The 17,690-nt window shown below is 66.2% G+C and carries 20 protein-coding genes and 2 pseudogenes; 5 read left to right on the top strand and 17 right to left on the bottom strand.

The window, feature by feature from the left end; all coding sequences use genetic code 11:
* Position 1: 1 nt before the first annotated feature.
* The 6 genes and pseudogenes from NE2_RS07915 to NE2_RS07940 form a co-directional block, all read right to left on the bottom strand.
* Complete coding sequence (locus NE2_RS07915; protein WP_174553917.1) at positions 2–1,342, bottom strand: FAD-dependent oxidoreductase; 1,341 nt, start codon at positions 1,340–1,342, stop codon at positions 2–4.
* A gap of 148 nt (positions 1,343–1,490) precedes the next feature.
* A pseudogene (locus NE2_RS07920) lies at positions 1,491–1,733 on the bottom strand (amphi-Trp domain-containing protein); the annotation flags it as partial.
* Positions 1,734–1,979: 246 nt separating this feature from the next.
* Complete coding sequence (locus NE2_RS07925; protein WP_063025233.1) at positions 1,980–2,393, bottom strand: arsenate reductase ArsC; 414 nt, start codon at positions 2,391–2,393, stop codon at positions 1,980–1,982.
* Between the two features lie 33 nt (positions 2,394–2,426).
* Positions 2,427–2,633: a hypothetical protein gene (locus NE2_RS37620; RefSeq protein WP_063025235.1), complete on the bottom strand. Its 207-nt coding sequence runs from the start codon at positions 2,631–2,633 to the stop codon at positions 2,427–2,429.
* Positions 2,630–3,727, bottom strand: a complete 1,098-nt coding sequence (arsB, locus tag NE2_RS07935; RefSeq protein WP_063025236.1) for an ACR3 family arsenite efflux transporter — start codon at positions 3,725–3,727, stop codon at positions 2,630–2,632. The genes NE2_RS37620 and arsB overlap by 4 nt, the downstream gene beginning before the upstream one ends.
* Complete coding sequence (locus tag NE2_RS07940; RefSeq protein WP_063025238.1) at positions 3,724–4,095, bottom strand: ArsR/SmtB family transcription factor; 372 nt, start codon at positions 4,093–4,095, stop codon at positions 3,724–3,726. Before NE2_RS07940 ends, arsB begins: the two co-directional genes overlap by 4 nt.
* A 187-nt stretch (positions 4,096–4,282) precedes the next feature.
* Here NE2_RS07940 and arsA point away from each other — a divergent pair, with 187 nt between their 5' ends.
* Positions 4,283–6,058, top strand: coding sequence for an arsenical pump-driving ATPase (gene arsA / locus NE2_RS07945; protein WP_063025241.1), 1,776 nt, complete (start codon positions 4,283–4,285; stop codon positions 6,056–6,058).
* Between the two features lie 92 nt (positions 6,059–6,150).
* Here the strand turns inward: arsA and NE2_RS07950 are convergent, their stop codons facing one another.
* On the bottom strand, positions 6,151–6,687 hold the full coding sequence (locus tag NE2_RS07950; RefSeq protein WP_063025385.1) for an ArsI/CadI family heavy metal resistance metalloenzyme: 537 nt from the start codon (positions 6,685–6,687) through the stop codon (positions 6,151–6,153).
* A gap of 95 nt (positions 6,688–6,782) precedes the next feature.
* Between NE2_RS07950 and NE2_RS07955 the strand changes: the two genes are divergently transcribed.
* Complete coding sequence (locus NE2_RS07955; RefSeq protein ID WP_063025243.1) at positions 6,783–7,142, top strand: Rv2640c family ArsR-like transcriptional regulator; 360 nt, start codon at positions 6,783–6,785, stop codon at positions 7,140–7,142.
* A gap of 283 nt (positions 7,143–7,425) precedes the next feature.
* Here NE2_RS07955 and NE2_RS07960 read toward each other — a convergent pair whose 3' ends face one another.
* Entirely contained in the window at positions 7,426–7,647 is a 222-nt protein-coding gene (locus NE2_RS07960; RefSeq protein WP_063025245.1) for a hypothetical protein, read from the bottom strand.
* Between the two features lie 462 nt (positions 7,648–8,109).
* Here NE2_RS07960 and NE2_RS07965 point away from each other — a divergent pair, with 462 nt between their 5' ends.
* Entirely contained in the window at positions 8,110–8,811 is a 702-nt protein-coding gene (locus tag NE2_RS07965; RefSeq protein ID WP_063025247.1) for a type 1 glutamine amidotransferase domain-containing protein, read from the top strand.
* A 123-nt stretch (positions 8,812–8,934) separates the two neighbouring features.
* Here NE2_RS07965 and NE2_RS37625 read toward each other — a convergent pair.
* Together NE2_RS37625 and NE2_RS07970 are read right to left on the bottom strand one after the other, a co-directional pair.
* Positions 8,935–9,084: pseudogene (locus NE2_RS37625) on the bottom strand (transposase); the annotation flags it as partial.
* 150 nt (positions 9,085–9,234) lie between these two features.
* Positions 9,235–10,149, bottom strand: a complete 915-nt coding sequence (locus NE2_RS07970) for an NADP-dependent oxidoreductase (protein WP_063909310.1) — start codon at positions 10,147–10,149, stop codon at positions 9,235–9,237.
* Positions 10,150–10,482: 333 nt separating this feature from the next.
* On the opposite strand from NE2_RS07970, the gene NE2_RS07975 reads away from it, so the two are divergent.
* Positions 10,483–11,106: a TetR/AcrR family transcriptional regulator gene (locus NE2_RS07975; protein WP_233429712.1), complete on the top strand. Its 624-nt coding sequence runs from the start codon at positions 10,483–10,485 to the stop codon at positions 11,104–11,106.
* A gap of 229 nt (positions 11,107–11,335) precedes the next feature.
* On the opposite strand, the gene NE2_RS07980 is transcribed toward NE2_RS07975, so the two are convergent.
* From NE2_RS07980 to NE2_RS07990, 3 genes are all read right to left on the bottom strand, one after another.
* Positions 11,336–11,752, bottom strand: coding sequence for a recombinase family protein (locus NE2_RS07980; RefSeq protein ID WP_233429706.1), 417 nt, complete (start codon positions 11,750–11,752; stop codon positions 11,336–11,338).
* 459 nt (positions 11,753–12,211) lie between these two features.
* On the bottom strand, positions 12,212–12,556 hold the full coding sequence (locus NE2_RS07985; protein ID WP_146165342.1) for a hypothetical protein: 345 nt from the start codon (positions 12,554–12,556) through the stop codon (positions 12,212–12,214).
* 101 nt (positions 12,557–12,657) lie between these two features.
* On the bottom strand, positions 12,658–12,861 hold the full coding sequence (locus tag NE2_RS07990; RefSeq protein WP_030518586.1) for a cold-shock protein: 204 nt from the start codon (positions 12,859–12,861) through the stop codon (positions 12,658–12,660).
* A 544-nt stretch (positions 12,862–13,405) separates the two neighbouring features.
* On the opposite strand from NE2_RS07990, the gene NE2_RS07995 reads away from it, so the two are divergent.
* A complete protein-coding gene (locus tag NE2_RS07995; protein WP_218018575.1) occupies positions 13,406–13,660 on the top strand; it encodes a MerR family transcriptional regulator in 255 nt (84 codons plus the stop codon).
* A 192-nt stretch (positions 13,661–13,852) separates the two neighbouring features.
* On the opposite strand, the gene NE2_RS08000 is transcribed toward NE2_RS07995, so the two are convergent.
* The 4 genes from NE2_RS08000 to NE2_RS08015 are packed head-to-tail and all read right to left on the bottom strand — an operon-like array spanning position 13,853 to position 17,457.
* Positions 13,853–14,827, bottom strand: a complete 975-nt coding sequence (locus NE2_RS08000) for an ROK family protein (RefSeq protein ID WP_063025257.1) — start codon at positions 14,825–14,827, stop codon at positions 13,853–13,855.
* A 53-nt stretch (positions 14,828–14,880) separates the two neighbouring features.
* On the bottom strand, positions 14,881–16,272 hold the full coding sequence (locus tag NE2_RS08005) for an ROK family transcriptional regulator (RefSeq protein WP_167356715.1): 1,392 nt from the start codon (positions 16,270–16,272) through the stop codon (positions 14,881–14,883).
* Positions 16,273–16,297: 25 nt separating this feature from the next.
* Positions 16,298–17,035: a hypothetical protein gene (locus NE2_RS08010; RefSeq protein ID WP_063025260.1), complete on the bottom strand. Its 738-nt coding sequence runs from the start codon at positions 17,033–17,035 to the stop codon at positions 16,298–16,300.
* An 8-nt stretch (positions 17,036–17,043) separates the two neighbouring features.
* Complete coding sequence (locus NE2_RS08015) at positions 17,044–17,457, bottom strand: hypothetical protein (RefSeq protein WP_063025262.1); 414 nt, start codon at positions 17,455–17,457, stop codon at positions 17,044–17,046.
* Positions 17,458–17,690 lie beyond the last annotated feature (233 nt).

The raw sequence follows: 17,690 nt of genomic DNA on the forward strand, positions 1-17,690 counted from the left end.
TTCACCCCGCGCTACGGGAACCGTTATCGGTGGATGTGGCCATTCCGGCTCGGCGGTTGGCTGCGACCAGCCGCATCAGGAACGAGGGCCGCGCGAGCCGGGCCGGTGGGTCGACGAAGTGCATCACTCGAAGGACCGCTTCGGCGACCGCCGGATCGTTCGCGGCGGCAGCCTGTGCCTTGTCTATGGGCCAGTTCACCAAGTGCCTCGGCACGCGACGCCAACCACCTCCCTGGGACACGGTGAAATCGGTGAACCGATTTCCCCGCCACACCGGGGCGATCTGTTTGGCGGTCGCTTTGAAGAATCGCCGGCTCACCGCTCCGTCGCGATCGGCCAGGCAGTCGTGCAGCGCGACGGCCTGCAGCGCGGCCATGGTCATGCCCTGCATATATACGGGGTTGAAACTGCAGATCGCATCGCCCATCACCAGCAGCCCCGCGGGGAATCGACGCATCTTGTCATAGCGTCTCCATGTGCTGGCCGGGTAATGCTGCGCGGACACCCCGCCGAGCGGCTCAGCGGACCGCAGCGCGTCGATCAGAGTGGGTGGCGCGAATTGCGCGGCGCATTCGATAACGCCGGACAGGTCACGGGGAAGTTTGTACCCGCCTACGCCGAACAGGGTCAGGATCCAGGTGTCGTCCTCGTAGGCCACGGCCACCACCCCGGCCGGTCGTTCGGGCAGCGGACTGACCGAGAAACCCAATTTCTCGCCGATCGTGCCCGCGGGGACCCGCAGAAATTGGCTGGCATAGTTCAGATGCACCGGGTAGCTCTGCTCGATCGGTCGCTCGCAGCCGAGGTTGTCGAGGAACGCCGGCGTATGCCCCGAGCGGCCCATCGCATCGACCACCAAGTCGGCATCCAGCACGGATTCCTCACCCGTGTAGCGGTTGACTATCCGGGCGCCCGTAACCCGACGGTCGCGGTCGGTCGTGGGCTCGACGACAGCATGGCTGTCCAGAATTCTCACGTTCTCGATGGCGCGGACTCGCCGCCTGACATGGGAGTCCAAGAATGGTCGGCTGGGTTGATAGACGACCAGCGATGCCGGGTCGGCAAACTTGTCCGCGACATCGAGCTCATGCCGGCCCAACCGGACATATACCCGCGATGGCTCATTGGCCAGGACTTTCGCGCCTGCGGCGACGAGTTCGTCGAGCACGCCGGGAAACAGCTGATCCAGGACGCTCGATCCCCTACTCAGCAGAGCATGAAAATGCCGTGCCTGGGGCACACCTCGCCGCTGCTCAGGACCGTCCGGCAGCGGGTCCCGCTCGATGAGCGTGACCACCTCGTAAAAGTCCGACAGCACCCGGGCGGCGAGCAGCCCGGTCATACTCGCCCCGCAGACGATGGCTCGGTGTCCGAGTTTGCTCATAGCGCTCCCTGCCGCAACTCGCCGTCGCCTTTCTCGGCGAGAACGTTGCCCGTCGACGCTTCGTCCTATTCAGCAAGCACGAACAGCAGGCATGCCGGGTTCAAATCGTCGAATCACCGGTAGCTTCGTCACGCCAGCTGATCTCGATCTCGATTTCGGTTTCGTCGCCGTCGACCTCGATTTCGAGCTCCACATGGACGCGCTCGGGGACGACGATGTCGATCGAGTCCCCGCCGGATCCCAGTTTCACCTCGGAGCCACCGGCAAGCGCCTGTCCGATCGCGATGAGCCGCTCGGCCACTTCTTCACGCGACAGTTCGGACTTTCTGTTGATCTCCAGCTTCGGCACGACAACTCCTGCCTCGATGCGGGACGGATCGATAACTGAACAATAGCTGGTGCGAGAGAGGCGTCGGAGCGAACCGGGAACCCCGACTGTGCCGGTTTCGGCGAGGTTGTCGGCATTCGGCGGCCGCAGCAGGCAATGGTCGGGGCGTGTCTGTACCCAGGTACAGGATGCAAGCCGTGGGGCGGGCTCGGATTCGAGTACCGGTTGCGGGCCGCTGCGTTGGCGGCAGCGGCCCGTCGTCGCCGTCTATGCGGTGGTCGGGATGGCGAGTTCGGTGAGTAGGTCGCGGATGCGGCGTTCGATGTCGTCGCGGATGGGTCGGACCGCGTCGACGCCGAGGCCGGCGGGGTCGTCGAGTTTCCAGTCGCGGTAGTCGACGCCGGGGAAGTAGGGGCAGTTGTCGCCGCAGCCCATGGTGATGACGATGTCGCTGGTTTGGACGGTGTCGGGGGTGAGGATTTTCGGGGTTTGGGCGGTGATGTCGATTCCGACCTCGGCCATGGCTTCGATGGCGGCGGGGTTGATCGCGTGGGCGGGTTCGGTTCCGGCGGAGCGGACTTCGACGCGGTCGCCGGCGAGGTGGGTGAGGAAGCCTTGGGCCATTTGGGAGCGTCCGGCGTTGTGTACGCAGACGAACAGCACGCTGGGGGTGGATGCCATAGCGGGGCAGGGCCTTTCGAAATACTGAGGGGGTTAGGTGGTGAGGTCGAGGTCGGCGACGAGGGCGGTGAAGAATTCGAGGGCCGTTTGGGAGCGTCCGGCGTTGTGGGTGCACAGGAACAGCGCGGCCGGGGTCTCGGTGCCGGGGTGGCCTTTCGGCCTCGGCCAGTGCGCGCAGGCGTTGGCGGGCGAAGCGTTCGGCCGGCAGTGGCAGGTAGGTGACGACGGTGTCGCGGTCACCGCGTCGGCTCCGCCGACGCGCCGGTCGTGGTGTGGGTGAAGCGTGTGCGCAGGGTGAGGGAGACGTAGACGAGGCCGACGAGGACGGGGACTTCGATCAGCGGGCCGACGACGCCGGCGAGTGCTTGGCCGGAGGTGGCGCCGTAGGTGGCGATCGCGACGGCGATGGCGAGTTCGAAGTTGTTGCCCGCGGCGGTGAACGCGAGGGTGGTGGTGCGTTCGTAGCCGAGGCCGATCAGGCGGCCGTAGAGGTACCCGCCTCCCCACATGATCGCGAAGTAGGCGAGCAGCGGGATCGCGATGCGTGCGACATCCCAGGGGTGGGAGGTGATTTGGTGGCCTTGCAGGGCGAACAGGATCACGATCGTGAACAGCAACCCGTAGAGGGCCCAAGGGCCGATTCGCGGTATGAGTTTCGATTCGTACCAGTCACGCCCGCGAGCGCGCTCACCCAATCGGCGGGTGAGGAATCCGGCGACCAGCGGGATGCCGAGGAAGATCAGTACCGATTTCGCGATCTGCCACGGTGAGGTGTCGATGGTGGTTCGTTCCAGGCCGAGCCATCCGGGCAGGACCGAGAGGTAGAACCAGCCGAGCACGGCGAACATGACTACCTGGAAGATCGAGTTCAGGGCGACCAGCACGGCGGCGGCTTCGCGGTCACCGCAGGCGAGGTCGTTCCAGATGATCACCATCGCAATGCATCTCGCGAGGCCGACGATGATCAGCCCGGTGCGGTACTCGGGCAGATCCGGCAGCAGCAGCCAGGCGAGGGTGAACATGAGCGCGGGCCCGATCAGCCAGTTCAGCACCAACGAGCCGACGAGCAGGCGGCGGTCACCGGTGACCGAATCGAGGCGGTCGTAGCGGACCTTGGCCAGCACCGGATACATCATCACCAGCAGCCCGATCGCGATCGGCAAGCTGATCCCGTCGACCTCGACCGCGGACAGACCGTCCCCGAGGCCGGGGATCAAACGCCCCAGTAGCAGGCCCGCGGCCATCGCGACACCGATCCAGACCGGCAGGAACCGGTCCAGCGTCGACAACCTCCCGACCACCGCCGGGTGATCGGCGTGTTCTGTTGTCGTCATGCCGGGACCTCCGATCCGGAACAGCGGCCCAGCACGAGCGACAAGCGGTCCAGGGCTCGCGGCACGACGCGGTAGTACACCCAGGAGGCGCGGCGTTCGCTGGTGACCAGCCCGGCCTCGCGCAGCACCTTCAAATGGTGGGAGATGGTCGGCTGGGTGACATCCAGCCCGTCGGACACATCGCACACGCAGGCTTCGCCGCCGGCGCGGGCGGCGATCGCCGAGAGCACCCGGAGTCGGACCGGGTCGGCGAGGGCTTTGAACATCACCGCGAACTCGGCCGCCTCCGCACCGCTCAACGCGTGTCCCACCGTGGGAGTGGGGTCGCAGCCGACCGGCACGGCTACCGGCACCTCTGGTTTAGACATATATCGATATTGACTGATATCGATACTGGAGGGCAAATGAACGTCGAGTGACAAGCTTCGGGCGAAGAGCCGGTGGTCCGTCGCCGGTCCCGCCGGGCGGGACGTTCGACTCTGCCGCCGCGGTCGGTGATCGCGGTCGAATAGGGAATGCGTGGTTCGACGGTTGTGGAGGTATCCGGTGGGTGAGATGAAGTTTCTCGCGGGTGTACCGCGGTTCGTGTTCTTCACCGGCAAGGGCGGGGTTGGCAAGACCTCCATCGCGTGCGCGGCGGCGGTGGCGTTGGCGCGGGCGGGTCGGCGGGTCCTGCTGGTGTCGACGGATCCGGCCTCGAATGTCGGGCAGGTGTTCGGCGTCACGGTCGGCAACACGGTGACCGCGATTGCCGGTGTGCCGGGGTTGTGGGCGCTGGAGATCGATCCGGAGCAGGCCGTGGCCGCCTATCGTGAGCGGATTCTCGCGCCGATGCGCGGCGCGCTGCCGGAGGCCGATATCGCATCGATGACCGAGCAGTTGTCGGGCTCGTGCACGACCGAGGTGGCCTCGTTCAACGAGTTCACCGCCCTGCTCACCGACGAAACCAGCGCCTACGACCACGTGTTGTTCGACACCGCTCCCACCGGGCACACCATCCGGCTGTTGCAGTTGCCGGGCAATTGGAGCCAGTTCCTCACCGGCGGCGGTGAGGCGAGCTGCCTGGGCCCGCTGTCGGGACTGGACAAGCAGAAAGCGGTCTACGCCGCCGCGGTCGACGCGTTGGCCGACCCGCACCGCACCCGCTTGGTGCTGGTGGCCCGCCCCTCACGCTCGACGCTGGCCGAGATCGCCCGCACCCGTAGCGAGTTGGCCAGTGTCGGGCTCGCCGATCAGTATGTGGTGCTCAACGGTGTCCTGCCCGACACCGCCGATTCCGGTGATCCACTGGTGGCCGCGACCCGCCGCCGAGAACGCGCCGCGATCGAGGCCATGCCCGCCGAGGTCCGGGAGCTGCCCCGGGATCTGGTCGACCTCAAAGCCACCAACATCGTCGGCACCGACGCGCTGACGACTCTGTTCGACCCGACACCACCGCAATCCGCTTCCGGCACGGCACCCGAGGCAGTCGTTGCGGCGGTCGCCGATGCGCCGCTGGCCGCGCTCATCGATCAGATCGAACGCGACGGGCCGTGCCTGATCATGAGCATGGGCAAAGGTGGGGTGGGCAAAACCACCGTGGCCGCCGCGGTCGCTGTCGCCCTGGCCGAGCGTGGCCATGATGTGCACCTGTCGACCACCGATCCCGCCGGTGATCTCGCCGACACCGTCGCGGGAACGCTGGAACACCTGCAGGTCTCGCGGATCGACCCGGCCCGCGCGGTCGCCGACTACCGCGCCCGGGTGATGGCCGGTAAAGGCGCCGGCCTGGACGACGCCGGCCGCGCCGCGCTCGAGGAAGATCTGCGCTCACCGTGCACCGACGAAGTCGCTGTCTTCCAAGCGTTTTCACACGTCATCGCCGAATCCCGGCGCCGGTTCGTCGTCATCGACACCGCACCTACCGGCCACACCCTGTTGTTGCTCGACGCCACCGGCTCCTACCACCGCGACATCGTGCGCCAGATGGCGCCCGGCACCCGGTTCGTCACCCCGCTGATGCGGCTGCAGAACCCCGACGCCACCAAGGTCCTGCTGGTCACCTTGCCCGAAACCACCCCGGTTCTGGAGGCCGCCGAACTGCAAGCCGATCTCGAACGCGCCGGCATCCACCCCTGGGCGTGGGTCATCGACAACAGCCTCGCCGCCGCCGCACCCACCGACCCACTGCTACGCCGCCGCGCCGCCGCCGAACTCGACCAGATACATAAGGCCACCACCTACACCGACCGCTACGCGGTCATCCCCGCGCTCGCCGAAGAACCCGTCGGCATCCCCGCACTCGCCGCACTCACTCGACCGTCCCGCGCGGCCACCGCAAGCGGGCCGTGATCCCGCCGCATCGGCACTCCGCCACCGCAAACCACCGCAGAGCAGTCGGACGCGGCCGCTGGTCACGGCCGCATCGACACCCGCCGCGCGGATCAGCTGCAGCAGCCGGCTCCGGAAGCGATCGCCTTCTCCTTCGCCTCACTGGTGCAGCACGCGGCGGAATCGTCGACAGCGGTCTCGGCGGTCGGTGCGGCGGCGGTGCCGCAGCACGCCTGTACGGCCTCGGCGTCTCCGGTGGCGAAATCCGGTGCGGTGCCGAAGTTCTCGGTGTCGGCGAGGACAGTATAGACCTCCCACTTCTCGGCATTCGGGCCGGTGACCCAGACCTTGTCCTGGGTGGCGAAACAACACGTGGTCGCGATCTGCTCCTCGGTGAACAGTCCGGCCTCCGACAGTCGTGCGATCTCGCCGTGGACCTGCTCGGAGGTTTCCACCTCGACCCCGAGGTGGTTGATCGTGCCGCCCTGGCCGGTGTTCTCCAGCAGGACCAGCTTCAACGGGGGCTGCTCGATGGCGAAGTTGGCGTAACCGGGCTTGCGCTTGGCCGGTTCGGTATTGAACAGCGTGGAGTAGAAGGTGATCGCCTGCTCGAGGTCGTCGACGTTGAGGGCAAGTTGCACGCGAGACATGAGAACCTCCATAGTGAGACATATATCGAAAAGCTGGACGAGATGGAGTCTGCCACCTTTTCGACATATGTCAATCCCTTGGATAGAGTGGTGGCATGCCCAAGGCTCTGCCCGTGATCGATATGTCCGCGCCGGTGTGCTGCGCGCCCGTGGCCGCGGGCCCGGTCGACGATGCTGCCGCCCTCGAGGTCGCGCTGCGGCTCAAGGCTCTCGCCGACCCGGTGCGGGTGAAACTGATGTCGCTCCTGCTGGCCAGTCCCGACTCCGGTGAGAACGGTGGCGATCTCGCCGCTGCGGTCGGATTGTCGGAATCCACTGTGAGTCACCATCTTTCGCAGCTGCGCAATGCCGGTCTCGTCGACTCCGAACGCATCGGCATGAAGGTCGTCCACCGCGCCAAGCGTGACGCCCTCGCGGCCTTATGTGTGGTCTTGGACCCCAACTGCTGTCAGTGACACCTCTTCGTCCATCCGGGGGATCGGTGCCGGAGCGGCCTTTGGCCGACTGTTGGGGCACGCGCGTGCGCGGTCGCCGCGACGTGCGAGCCCGAGTATTGATTGCGGACTATTTGCTGTGGCTGTGAACTTCTCGGCGTGTCACGTTTCGACACGCCAATGAGATCCGGCGCAGGCTCACAACTAACTTTGAACTATTCCCTGCCCGTCAACCGCTGTCGAATGAGCATTCGAACGTCGACAGTTGTGCAAAGTTGGCGTACGCGCAGGCAGGGACCCATTTTCAGAATTGTTGACTATCGCCTGAGGGGATGGCGTAGCGGTGGGATGCTCGCCTGACCGGTTTGGCGATGCCGCGGGCCGAGTTGTCGCGGGGGCGGATCCAGGCGCTGTTTTCGGCGAAGCGGTAGATGCATCGCAGTGCGCCGACGAAGTTCTCGACGGCTCCGGTGCCGCCCCGGGAGGAACGGGTCGTGCGGGCGGTGGCTTGGATCGTGCGCGCCATGTCTTCGATGTCGGCTTCCGATGGTTCGTCGAGTCGGCCTGTGCCCCAGTCGGCTTCGAGGCGGTGGAAGTGGGTGTAGGTGCGCAGGGTGCCGGGGGACAGACCACAACAACCCGTTCGCGGCGAACCGGCCCACGCCCATCCTGGCGGACCGGAGCACTCTTCGTCCCCTTTGTGCGATCACCTGGCTGATTCTCGCCGAAACATAGACGGCACAGGCGATCTCGGTGACTGGTCGCCGAGATCGCCCACTTATCGGAGGCCAGGAGCGCGCCGGGCATTCCGTTCGGCCGTTCGCGATATCGAGATCAGAATCTGAGACCTCGGGATCTGCCGCTTCCGGGACCCTCGACCGCCAGCCTCCGCTGTCTCGAATCCAAGGTTTCGAGATGGCTGGGCACGAGCGCCGAGACGGTTCGGGTGTCAGGCTGGAGGAAGGGGCCGATCGGAGAGGAGTGTGTCATGTCGAAGCCGAAGATCTTGTTCATCGTGAGCGGGGCCACGTACTGGGTGCTCAAGGACGGCACGAGGTACGCGACCGGTTACTGGGCCGAGGAGTTCGCCAACCCCTACAAGATGCTTACCGACGCAGGCTACGAAGTCGTCGTCGCCACCCCGGGCGGCACCACGCCGAACGTCGACATGATGAGCCTGCGCCCCGCGATGACAGGGGGCGAACAGGCCGCGCTGGACCTGGAGGCGATCATCCGCGACGCGGAGGCCATGCGTCGGCCGCTCGAGCTGTCGGACGTGCGCCTGGAGGACTACGTGGCGGTCTACTTGCCAGGCGGCCACGGCCCCATGGCCGACCTGGCGTTCGACGCCGATGCTGGCCGCCTGCTCACGGCGCAGCTGGAGTCGGGCAACCCGCTGTTCATCGTGTGCCACGCACCGTCCGCGATGCTGGCCACCAGGATCCACGGCGTTTCGCCCTTCCAGGGCTACAACGTCACCGCCTTCTCCAACGAGGAGGAAGAGGCCGTCGGCCTCGCCTCACGGGCCACGTGGCTGCTGGAGACGGACCTGAAAGAGAAGGTCAAGGTCAACTACAGCCGCGGCCCCATCTGGGAGCCCTACATGGTCGAGGACCGTAACCTCGTCACCGGCCAAAACCCACACTCCGCTGCGGTTCTGGGAGGGCGGATGCTGGAAATCCTCAAGTAGTAATGCGGACCCGCTGCGCGGCCACCCCAGCATAGAACACTCCGATCCTGCCGCCGATGACAGAGCAGGCCGCCTCAGCCCGACATCCGGCGCGTCACTGGCCACCGCGAACCGGTTCCACCCGATCCCGGTACGCGCCACGAACAGGATCCCTTCCAACGCCGCGCGGTCAGAGGTCGTACGTCGTCCCGGATTGCGAAACCTACGCTGCCGCAGCGGGATCAACGGCTCCAACCTGGCCCACAACTCATCACCGACCACCTCTTCCACCACACCAAACAGTGCGAAAAGCCCTGTCCGGCAAACCAAACCGACACGCCACCCATTCTCTAACCGAGTTCTTGGGCACGGATTAGAGAGGCTCGGCTGCGACGTGGTTGCTGATCGCCGGCTCAGGGCCTGGCGCGTTCGAACAGTCCTGAGTCAGGGCGTCAGCACCCATCGGCCCCGTTGTCCGCCGTCGCGCAAAGCTTGGTAAGCCTGGGCCGCATTCTCCAACGAGACAGTGCCGGCGCGACGGGCTGCCAGCTTTTGCTGGGCGGTCAGCCCAAGTATTTCGCGCAGCCGATGGCCGTCGGGGACGACTACCCCGCTGGTGATCGTGATGCCACGCTCAGGTTTGGGCTCCAAGCCGGGAAAGACGCCGGCATAGATTCCCCCGTCGCGGACAGCCCGCAGGGCCGCGCCGTTCAGCCGCGCGCCATCCAGTACCGCGTCGAAGTCCGCAGCTTCCTCCAGACGTGTGATCGTCGCTACCGCCCCGGCCCGGATCAGGAAATCGGTGTCGGAGGGGCGGGCCAGAGCCGTGACAGCCCAGCCGGCAAGTGCCGCGAGGCCGACCGCGTATCCACCGACTCCTCCGGCCGCGCCCGTGACCAGCAGGCGCCTGCCCTCAGCGGGGCCGAGCCGGGCCAGCAGCTGGTCGGCGGTCAGTGAATTGAGCGGGACGGTGGCCGCGTCCAGCAGGTCGAGACCGTTGGGCACCGGTGCCGCGTCCGCCGCCGGCACGATCACGTACTCGGCCGCTGTTCCGGCAGCGGAGTAGGGGGCGTGGGGAAAAGTCAGAGCCGCCACCGGCGTGCCGACGCCGAGATCGTGGACGTTCGGGCCTGCCATGTCGACGACGCCTGCAACGTCCAGTCCCACCCCGAGGCGGCGCTCAGGGGCAACTCCCGCCATTGCACGGCCCCAGCCGTCGATGAGATGAAGGTCGGCCGGGTTGACCGCGGCCCCCACCATCCTGATGCGGATCTGCCCCGCGGCAGGTTCGGGATCGGGAAGTTCCTCCACTCCGAATCCGTCTGCTTGTCCTGGTCGGGTGACGATGATCGCGCGCATGTTTCCTGTCCTTTCCGGTCGTTCTGGTGCGGTGAGGTGTTGCGCAGTGGGTCCTGTACCGACCCCGGACCTGATCTGAGTCCGGACGATGCGTCCATGGCCCTGGGTCGCGGCCTCACACAGGATGTCCGCCCTCGCGCAACCCCCGGACTGCCGAGTAGGTCTCGATCAATGGCGAACCAGCAGGACAACCGCTCTCCAAATCTGGGATCCGCCGGAGCGTCGCTCCGGTAGAATCTGACGTGCCCCGTGAATACGCACCGGAGCACTGCTCCGCCAGCTTACGGAGCGGTGCTCCGATAGTCAACGGAGTACTGCTCCGATTTGAGTGAGGTGTCGATCGTGCCGCAGCCGTCTCGTGCCAACGCCAGCAAAAATCGCGACCTGCTCCTGAGTGCGGCCAGGGAAGCCGTAGCCGAGCACGGCACGGACGCATCGCTGCGTGACATAGCCCGTCGCGCGGGTGTCGGCATCGGGACGCTCTATCGCCACTTCCCTACCCGCGAAGCGTTGCTCGAAGCCCTCCTCAACGCCAACTTCGACGCACTCGGCACCCGGGCCGAGACTCTCCTCACCGCACCCGCGTCAGGCGACGCGCTCCTGACGTGGCTTGCCGAGTTGGCCGCCGAGTCCGCGACGTATCAAGGTCTGCCGGAATCGATCATGAACGCTCTGGCGGATGAGGAATCGGTACTGCATGCCTCCTGCGCCCAAATGCGCTCCGCGGGTGGGCGACTGCTGGAACGCGCGCAGCAGACCGGCTCGGTCCGGCCCGACGTTACCGTCAGCGAGGTCATCTCACTGGCCCTCGGACTCGCCTGGGCGGCCGAACGGTCGGTCGAACCGTCCGATCTGGTCGCCCGCCTGCTCTCCACGGCGATGTACGGGCTTGCCGATCGTGGCCCGTGCGACTGCGCGCGGGTCGAGGCCGAGGCGGTCACGTCCGCCCCGGCTTAGACCAACCCTCATTTGCGGCTGGTGACACGATCCTTACCGGCACCCCAACCCGCGCGCTTGGCACGCATGATGCCGCCCTCCAAGAGGCCCAAACCGTAGTTACTGTCTACCGCGATGGCGGACCGCTTTATCGCTTCGGGGTTAGCCCAGTTCCGGCCTTTCCTGCCAGGAACGACGACGTAGTCGTGAAGAAGAATGCCCGCAACTTGGGGTGCCGGTAAGGATCGCGTCAGGAGCGGCAAATGAAGCTGATTGACCCGTTCGTGCTGAGCATCGCGCGGGCCTGGCGGATCTGCTCGGCGTTCATGGCCGGCGGTCGGCCGAGGCGCTGCCCTCGGGCGCGGGCGGCGGCCAGGCCCTCGTTGGTGCCATCGACGATCAGTTCGCGGATGAACTCGGCGAGCGCGGCGAAGACGTGGAACACCAGGCGCCCGCCGGGCGTGGTGGTGTCGAGGGCTTCGTGCAGTGACCGGAATCCGATGCCGCGCTTACGGAGTCCGGTCACGACCTGGATCAGGTCCTGCAGGGACCGGCCGAGCCGGTCCAGCGACGGCACCACCAACGTGTCACCGGGCCGCAGGTAGTCGAGGCAGCGCCACAACTCCTCACGCTCGACGTTCTTCCCGGACTTCTTGTCCGTGAACACCTTCTGGCATCCGGCGTCGTGCAGGGCACGGATCTGGCGGTCGCGGTCTGGCCCTTGGTCGAAACACGCCCGTAGCCGACGAGCGCGCCACCACCACCGATCGGATCGAGGACATCACCGTCGAGGGTGAGCGCCGGCCGCGAGTCGAGAGTGTCGGTCATGCCCGGGACTGTACGAGAAAGGTCCGACAAGACTTGTTGGACGCCAACACTTTTCGACACGTTTTATCGACACTCGTCAGGTGGGGCCGTCCTGGTGTGACGTTCGGCGATGGATGGCGCAGGATCTTCGGCGTTATCTGGCCGGTTGTTCGTCGCCGATCCAGTGGCCGAGGCTGACGGCTGCGCCGACATGCCAGAAACGAGCGAAAGTGCCTGTGGTGTCGGAAGCACGGATGGCTGCCGGTGTCGCTCGGCCTACGGTGAAGGATCACCGACGGGTGAGGCGGGTCCGACATGGTCAGTTGGGTGCGAAGCCGCCCACGTCCATCGAGATGACGGCCGCGGCCAGGACGCCGCCGATCAAGGTGGCGATCAGAGCGTATCCCGCCGCGATGCGGCGGGTCCGCCCGAACATAGCGAACACAGCAGCCGGCGCGAGGAGCAGCAATGCCGAGTACGCCGGTGAGACCGCACCGGTGTGCGGGGCTCGTAGGTGGCGCGGTACGGCAGTCGGTTCCGGGACGTTGAGTGCATGCTGCAGCGCGATCGTGATCGGGACGTAGATCACCGCGACTGCGACACCGCCGCACAGTCCCCACACCACGCTCCACCTACCTGATTGCTGTGCCTCGCGTGTTGTCATCTGGTGCTTTACCTCACTCCCGACCACGAGTGAACTGAAGACGAGGGGGCCGGAAAGCAAGGAAGCCCGCACCATCGGTGCGGGCTTCACTTCTGTCGGCTCTAGATGGCGCGGACGCTCTGGGCCTGCGGGCCCTTCTGGCCTTGGCCGACCTCGAACTCGACTCGCTGGCCCTCATCCAGGGACTTGAAGCCGGAGCCGGAAATCTCGGAGTAGTGGACGAAAACGTCGGGGCCGCCCTCGTCCTGGGCGATGAATCCGAAGCCCTTTTCGCCGTTGAACCACTTCACGGTGCCTTGTGACATGTACTTTTCGTAACTTCCTGTTGCGAGCCGGGCGATCACTGCAACAACCCGTACCCACCCTCCACCATGCCACACCCCGCGCCCCAGCGTGACGGCGCGCCGAGACGGATCCAAAAAGCTGTAGTGGTAACAGTAGACATTCATTGAGCAGTGCGGTAACTTCTGTCTCGTCGTAAGTAAAGAAAGTGTTCTGATGGCACGGGAGATGATGAACTGCCCGTGAGAGGGAAGACGGCGGGCGCGGTTGCGGGACCAGCAAGTACGACGGTCTCGCCGCCCGCCGGGCAAGAAATGAAGTGGAACGGAAAGTTGAAGTAACCCGTGAGGAGAAGGGAGGAGTTGCCCGTCGGGTCACTCGGAAGCACATCTGGTCCGTGTGATCGCCGACGCTTCGGTTACATGTCGGAAGACGAAAGTACATTCCCCCCTTTCAGCGCCCCGGTGTCCCATGCGCCGGGGCGCTTCGGCGTATGGAGGCCGCACGATTTCTGAATCACCCACCGCGAACGAGAAGTTCGACGACGACGACTACCCCGCCTACACGATGGGCCGGGCCGCGGACATGCTCGGCACCACCCAAGCGTTCCTGCGCAGTCTGGACGAGGCGAAACTGATCACCCCGCAACGCTCCGCCGGCGGGCACCGCCGCTACTCGCGCTACCAGCTGCGTATCGCCGCCCGCGCCCGCGAACTCGTCGACCACGGCACCCCCCTCGAGGCGGCCTGCCGGATCATCATCCTCGAAGACCAGCTCGCCGAAGCCCTCGAACTCAACGCCAAACTCACCCAACAAGACTGACTCCGGCTGACCCGCCAGCATGGTCCCGGGCTGTGGTGCCGGGGGTGCAGCCCACGCCGACAGAATGAGCGGCCCGTAAGGGCGGCATTGCGTGCGCTGTGTCTGCAGCGACCTGAAGTCGAAACTTATCTATCGGCGAGCCGGTGGCTGAGGACGGCGAGCGGTCTTCAGCCACCGGCTGTTCGGCCGGTGCTAGGCGGCGAGGACGGTTTGTTGTTGGCGTTCCATGGCCAGCAGCGCGGCGCCGACCAGGCCGGACTCGGCGCCGAGTTGGGCGGGGATGATCGGGGGGAGCGTGCGGTGGGGGCCCGCGAAGACGTGTTCGCTGAAGCTGGCGTTGGTGGGGGGATAAAGATAGTCGCGGGTGGCGACCAGGCCGCCGCTGATGACGATGACTTGAGGGTCGAAGACGTTGACCAGGCTGGCCAGGCCGGCACCGAGCCAGTAGCCGAGTTCGTCGAACAGGCTGCGTGCTTTGGGATCTCCCTGTTGGGCCGCGGTGAATACCGTCTCGCCGGTGACGCGGTCGGCGCCGCCTGCGAGCGTGGCGAGGAGCCCGCCGGGGTCGGTGGCCGCGGTTTCCCGGCCTCGCCGGCCGAGTGCGGTGCCCGAGCCATGGGCTTCGAGGCAGCCCACCGACCCGCAGCCGCACCTGATGTTTCCGCTGGGGTTGACGACCAGGTGGCCGATTTCGGCGCCGATGCCGTTCTGTCCTCGGTAGAGGGCGCCGTCGAGGATCAGTCCGCCGCCCACGCCGGTGCCGACGGTCACTGCGATGAGGTTGCGGTAGCCGACGCCGGCCCCTACTTTCGCTTCGGCCCAGGCGGCCGCGTTGGCGTCGTTCTCGACCACGGCCGGCAGGCCGGTGCGCTCGGCGAGCAGTTCCTGCAGGGGCAGATCGCGATAGGCGTTGTTGGGAGCGGTGAGGATGCGGCCCGAGGGCCAGGTGATCATCCCGGCCGCGCCGACTCCGATTGAGCTGACCTCGGGATGTACGGCTCGCAGGCTGTCGACCAGTTCGAGGAGCGCGGCCAGGGTGGTGTCGGTGCCCTCGTCGGTGGGGCTGGGGATCTGCAGGCGGTGCAGGATCTGGCCGTCGCCGTCGATGACGCCTCCCGCGATCTTGGTTCCCCCCACGTCCAGGCCGATGGCGCGTGTGCTGGTCATTGTCGAGTCTTCCTTTCCTCGTGTCGGCCGGGCTGGCCGACAGGCTCGGGGTGTCACAGGTCCAGGTGGCCGGTGATCATGTCGTGCACGACCAAGCAGGCCGCGCCGCGGGCACCGTTCCATTCGCCGGTCTCCTCGATCACTTCGACGCTGTCGGGGTCGATGCCCTCGCTGTAGCCCTTGCTCTGGAGCGTTTCGCGCATGGCGCGGTCGAAGTGCTGGTCGAAGACGACGGGGGCGGACCCGGCGACCGCGGTGATGGCCGGGCCGGTCAGAACGATGCGAGAAGTGTCGAACAGGTTCACCAAGATCGAAAGCCCGACGCCCAGATAGGTGCCGGCCTGCGTGAAGGCCCGGACGGCCTGGCTATGACCGTCCGCTGCGAGCTTGCGGGCCTCCTCGAGGCTGTGGACCTTCGCGCTGCCGAGGGCGCCGAGGATAGCGTCGCGGGTGGACATGGCCTCCAGGCATCCCTTACTACCGCATCGGCATTGCAGGCCGTCGGGCTTGACCTGGATGTTGCCCAGCTCCAGGCTCTTACCAGTGGCGCCGCGGTAGATCTCGTGGTCGATGAAGTGCGCGGCGCCGACACCCACTTCGGTGACCAGGACGACGGTCGAGGGCGCGTCGTCGAAGTAGGCGCCGCCGCCATAGAGTTCGTAGGCGGCGGCGCGCCCGTTGGCGTCGTTGTCCACCACGATGCGGGCCTTGTCGACACCGGTCACGTCCCTGATCCGCTGGCGCAGCTGGACCGAGGGGCCCCACCCGTCCATCCTGTTCGCCGGGGTGCTCCAGCGCAGGTCGGGGGCGAACCGCACCTCGCCGGTGTGGCGATTGATGTGGCCGCCCAGCGACACCCCGATCCCGACCACGGGGTCGAGCCCCTGATCCAGCGCGTCCGGGTGCTGATCGCGGATGCGTTCGAGGAGTTGGTGTTTGAGTGCGGTGAACATGCTCCGGATTGTGTCGACGACTACGTCCTCATCGACCCAGCCGGCGTACTTCTTGCCGCCCGTCCACGCGTCATCGCCGAAGTCGTGGACTTCGCGTAGAACGGCCTCGCCGGCCAAATTCATGACCACCGCAACCACCTTCTCGGCGGAGATCTCGAAGCCGAAGGTGTGGCGGGTGCGGTGGTCGACGACGACGGGTTTGGGCTTCCTTCCCTGAGAGGAGGCACGGCCGGAGCTGAGGCGCACCAGCTGGCGCTCCTCGAGCTCCCTCACCAGTGCGCTGACCGTGCCGGGGGACAGGTCCAACAGCGTCGCGATGTCTCGGCTGGAGGGACCGTCCACCGTCACGATGGTGGAGAAGACCCGTTCCAGGTTGCGGGTCGCCACGCCCTTCTTCCTCACTGCGGGCCGGTACCCCCGGTGGCGGGCCTTGCTCATCTGGTCCTGGGCCTGCTGCACCGTTAGGCGCGGCCCGTACTGGTCCGCTGACATGTCGGTTTCCTTCCACATGGGGTGATCACTGGATCGGGGTGAGACCGATCCCGGAGAGGTGGGGGAGCGTGGCGGGGGTGTCGCGGCTTGCCAGGAAAGCGACGGGCAGCCCGGCGGGATTACGCCTCATATGGACGTAGGTGATCTTGTCGTGGCGCCGAAGACGCGCACAGTCTGCCTCGAGTCGCTGGCCGGAGAGGTGGTCATGATCCTGGCGGCAGTGGGCGTAGGAGCGGGCGTCGCGGCGGTTCAGCTCCAACTCCACCGGCTCGGTGCCGTTTCCGCTGTCGCCGTGCACGATGCCTGGCACTCCGCCCCTCGGCATGCGGACGATGACACCGCGGTGGCGCTCGGGGCCTTCCAGGGTGGTGGCGGGCTCCCAACGATGGAAGAGGTCTCCCTTCTCGGCCAGGCCGACGCATTTCAGGACGTCCTCGGGCAGGGTGGCGACCAGATGCCGTCGAAACATCACCACCCGCCATCGAGCGGCACGCAGGAACGGCACCGGGGGGACCGCCTCGGGGTTCAACACGGCGTAGTAGTTCTCACGGATCGTGAGCGCCCACATCGCGTGGACCCTGTCGGTATATGCCTGCACGGTGAGGGAACGCAGCTCGTTGGACAAGACCGTCGCGCGCAGGTCCCGGCGCATGGCATCGAGATCGGCGGCGAGGTATCCGCCGTACTCGCGAACGATTCGATCAATGGCCCTGAGACCGCCGTTGGTTACAGCTCGGGCGACGTCATGGTTTCCCTGGCACATTTGTCGACTCACTCCTCGTACGCACGCAGGGGATCAGGACGGGGTGCCACGTCCATGATCGACGGCAGAAATCCGGTGATCTCGCAGGTCTCAGCATCGATATCTCGCTGCGGCAGACCGTGGGGGTGCGCGTTGATATCGACATGCCCCTGGTCTCGGTCCAACCCCTGGGCCGGCGGCGGTCCACTTCGCGCTGCCATCAGCAGCAGCACCAGGGTTGTGTAGACGGCGATGGCATCGTCGTTGTGTCCGCTGGGGAAATAGAGCTGATAGGCGAATCCCGCTGGGGCGACATGGAGTGCGATCAGGAACGCGCGCGCACGCACCATCCCGGGACTGCGCCAGATCAGCGTCCATCCCTTCACCAAATGGACAATCGCCTCGATCAAACGCTGATTGTTGTCTGCGGATGAATTGATCATGAGAATGGCTCCTTTCGTAGGCGCAGGTGTGGTGACCCACGTTTTGCCCACTGAAAGGAGAAACCAGCGATGACCCTGGACGTGTGTTACGTGCGAGGCCACCCGAACTTGCGGGGACCTCCGATAGAACACACGCTACGTAAAGGTCGGCCGTTATGGCAAGGCATAAGCGAGGTAGAACGTTCGGATCCTGAACAAACTCCTGTCCGGGCATCAAGGTCAAAACGTGCAAA

The sequence above is a fragment of the Nocardia elegans NBRC 108235 genome, assembly GCF_001612845.1.
GTDB classification, from domain to species: Bacteria; Actinomycetota; Actinomycetes; order Mycobacteriales; family Mycobacteriaceae; genus Nocardia; species Nocardia nova.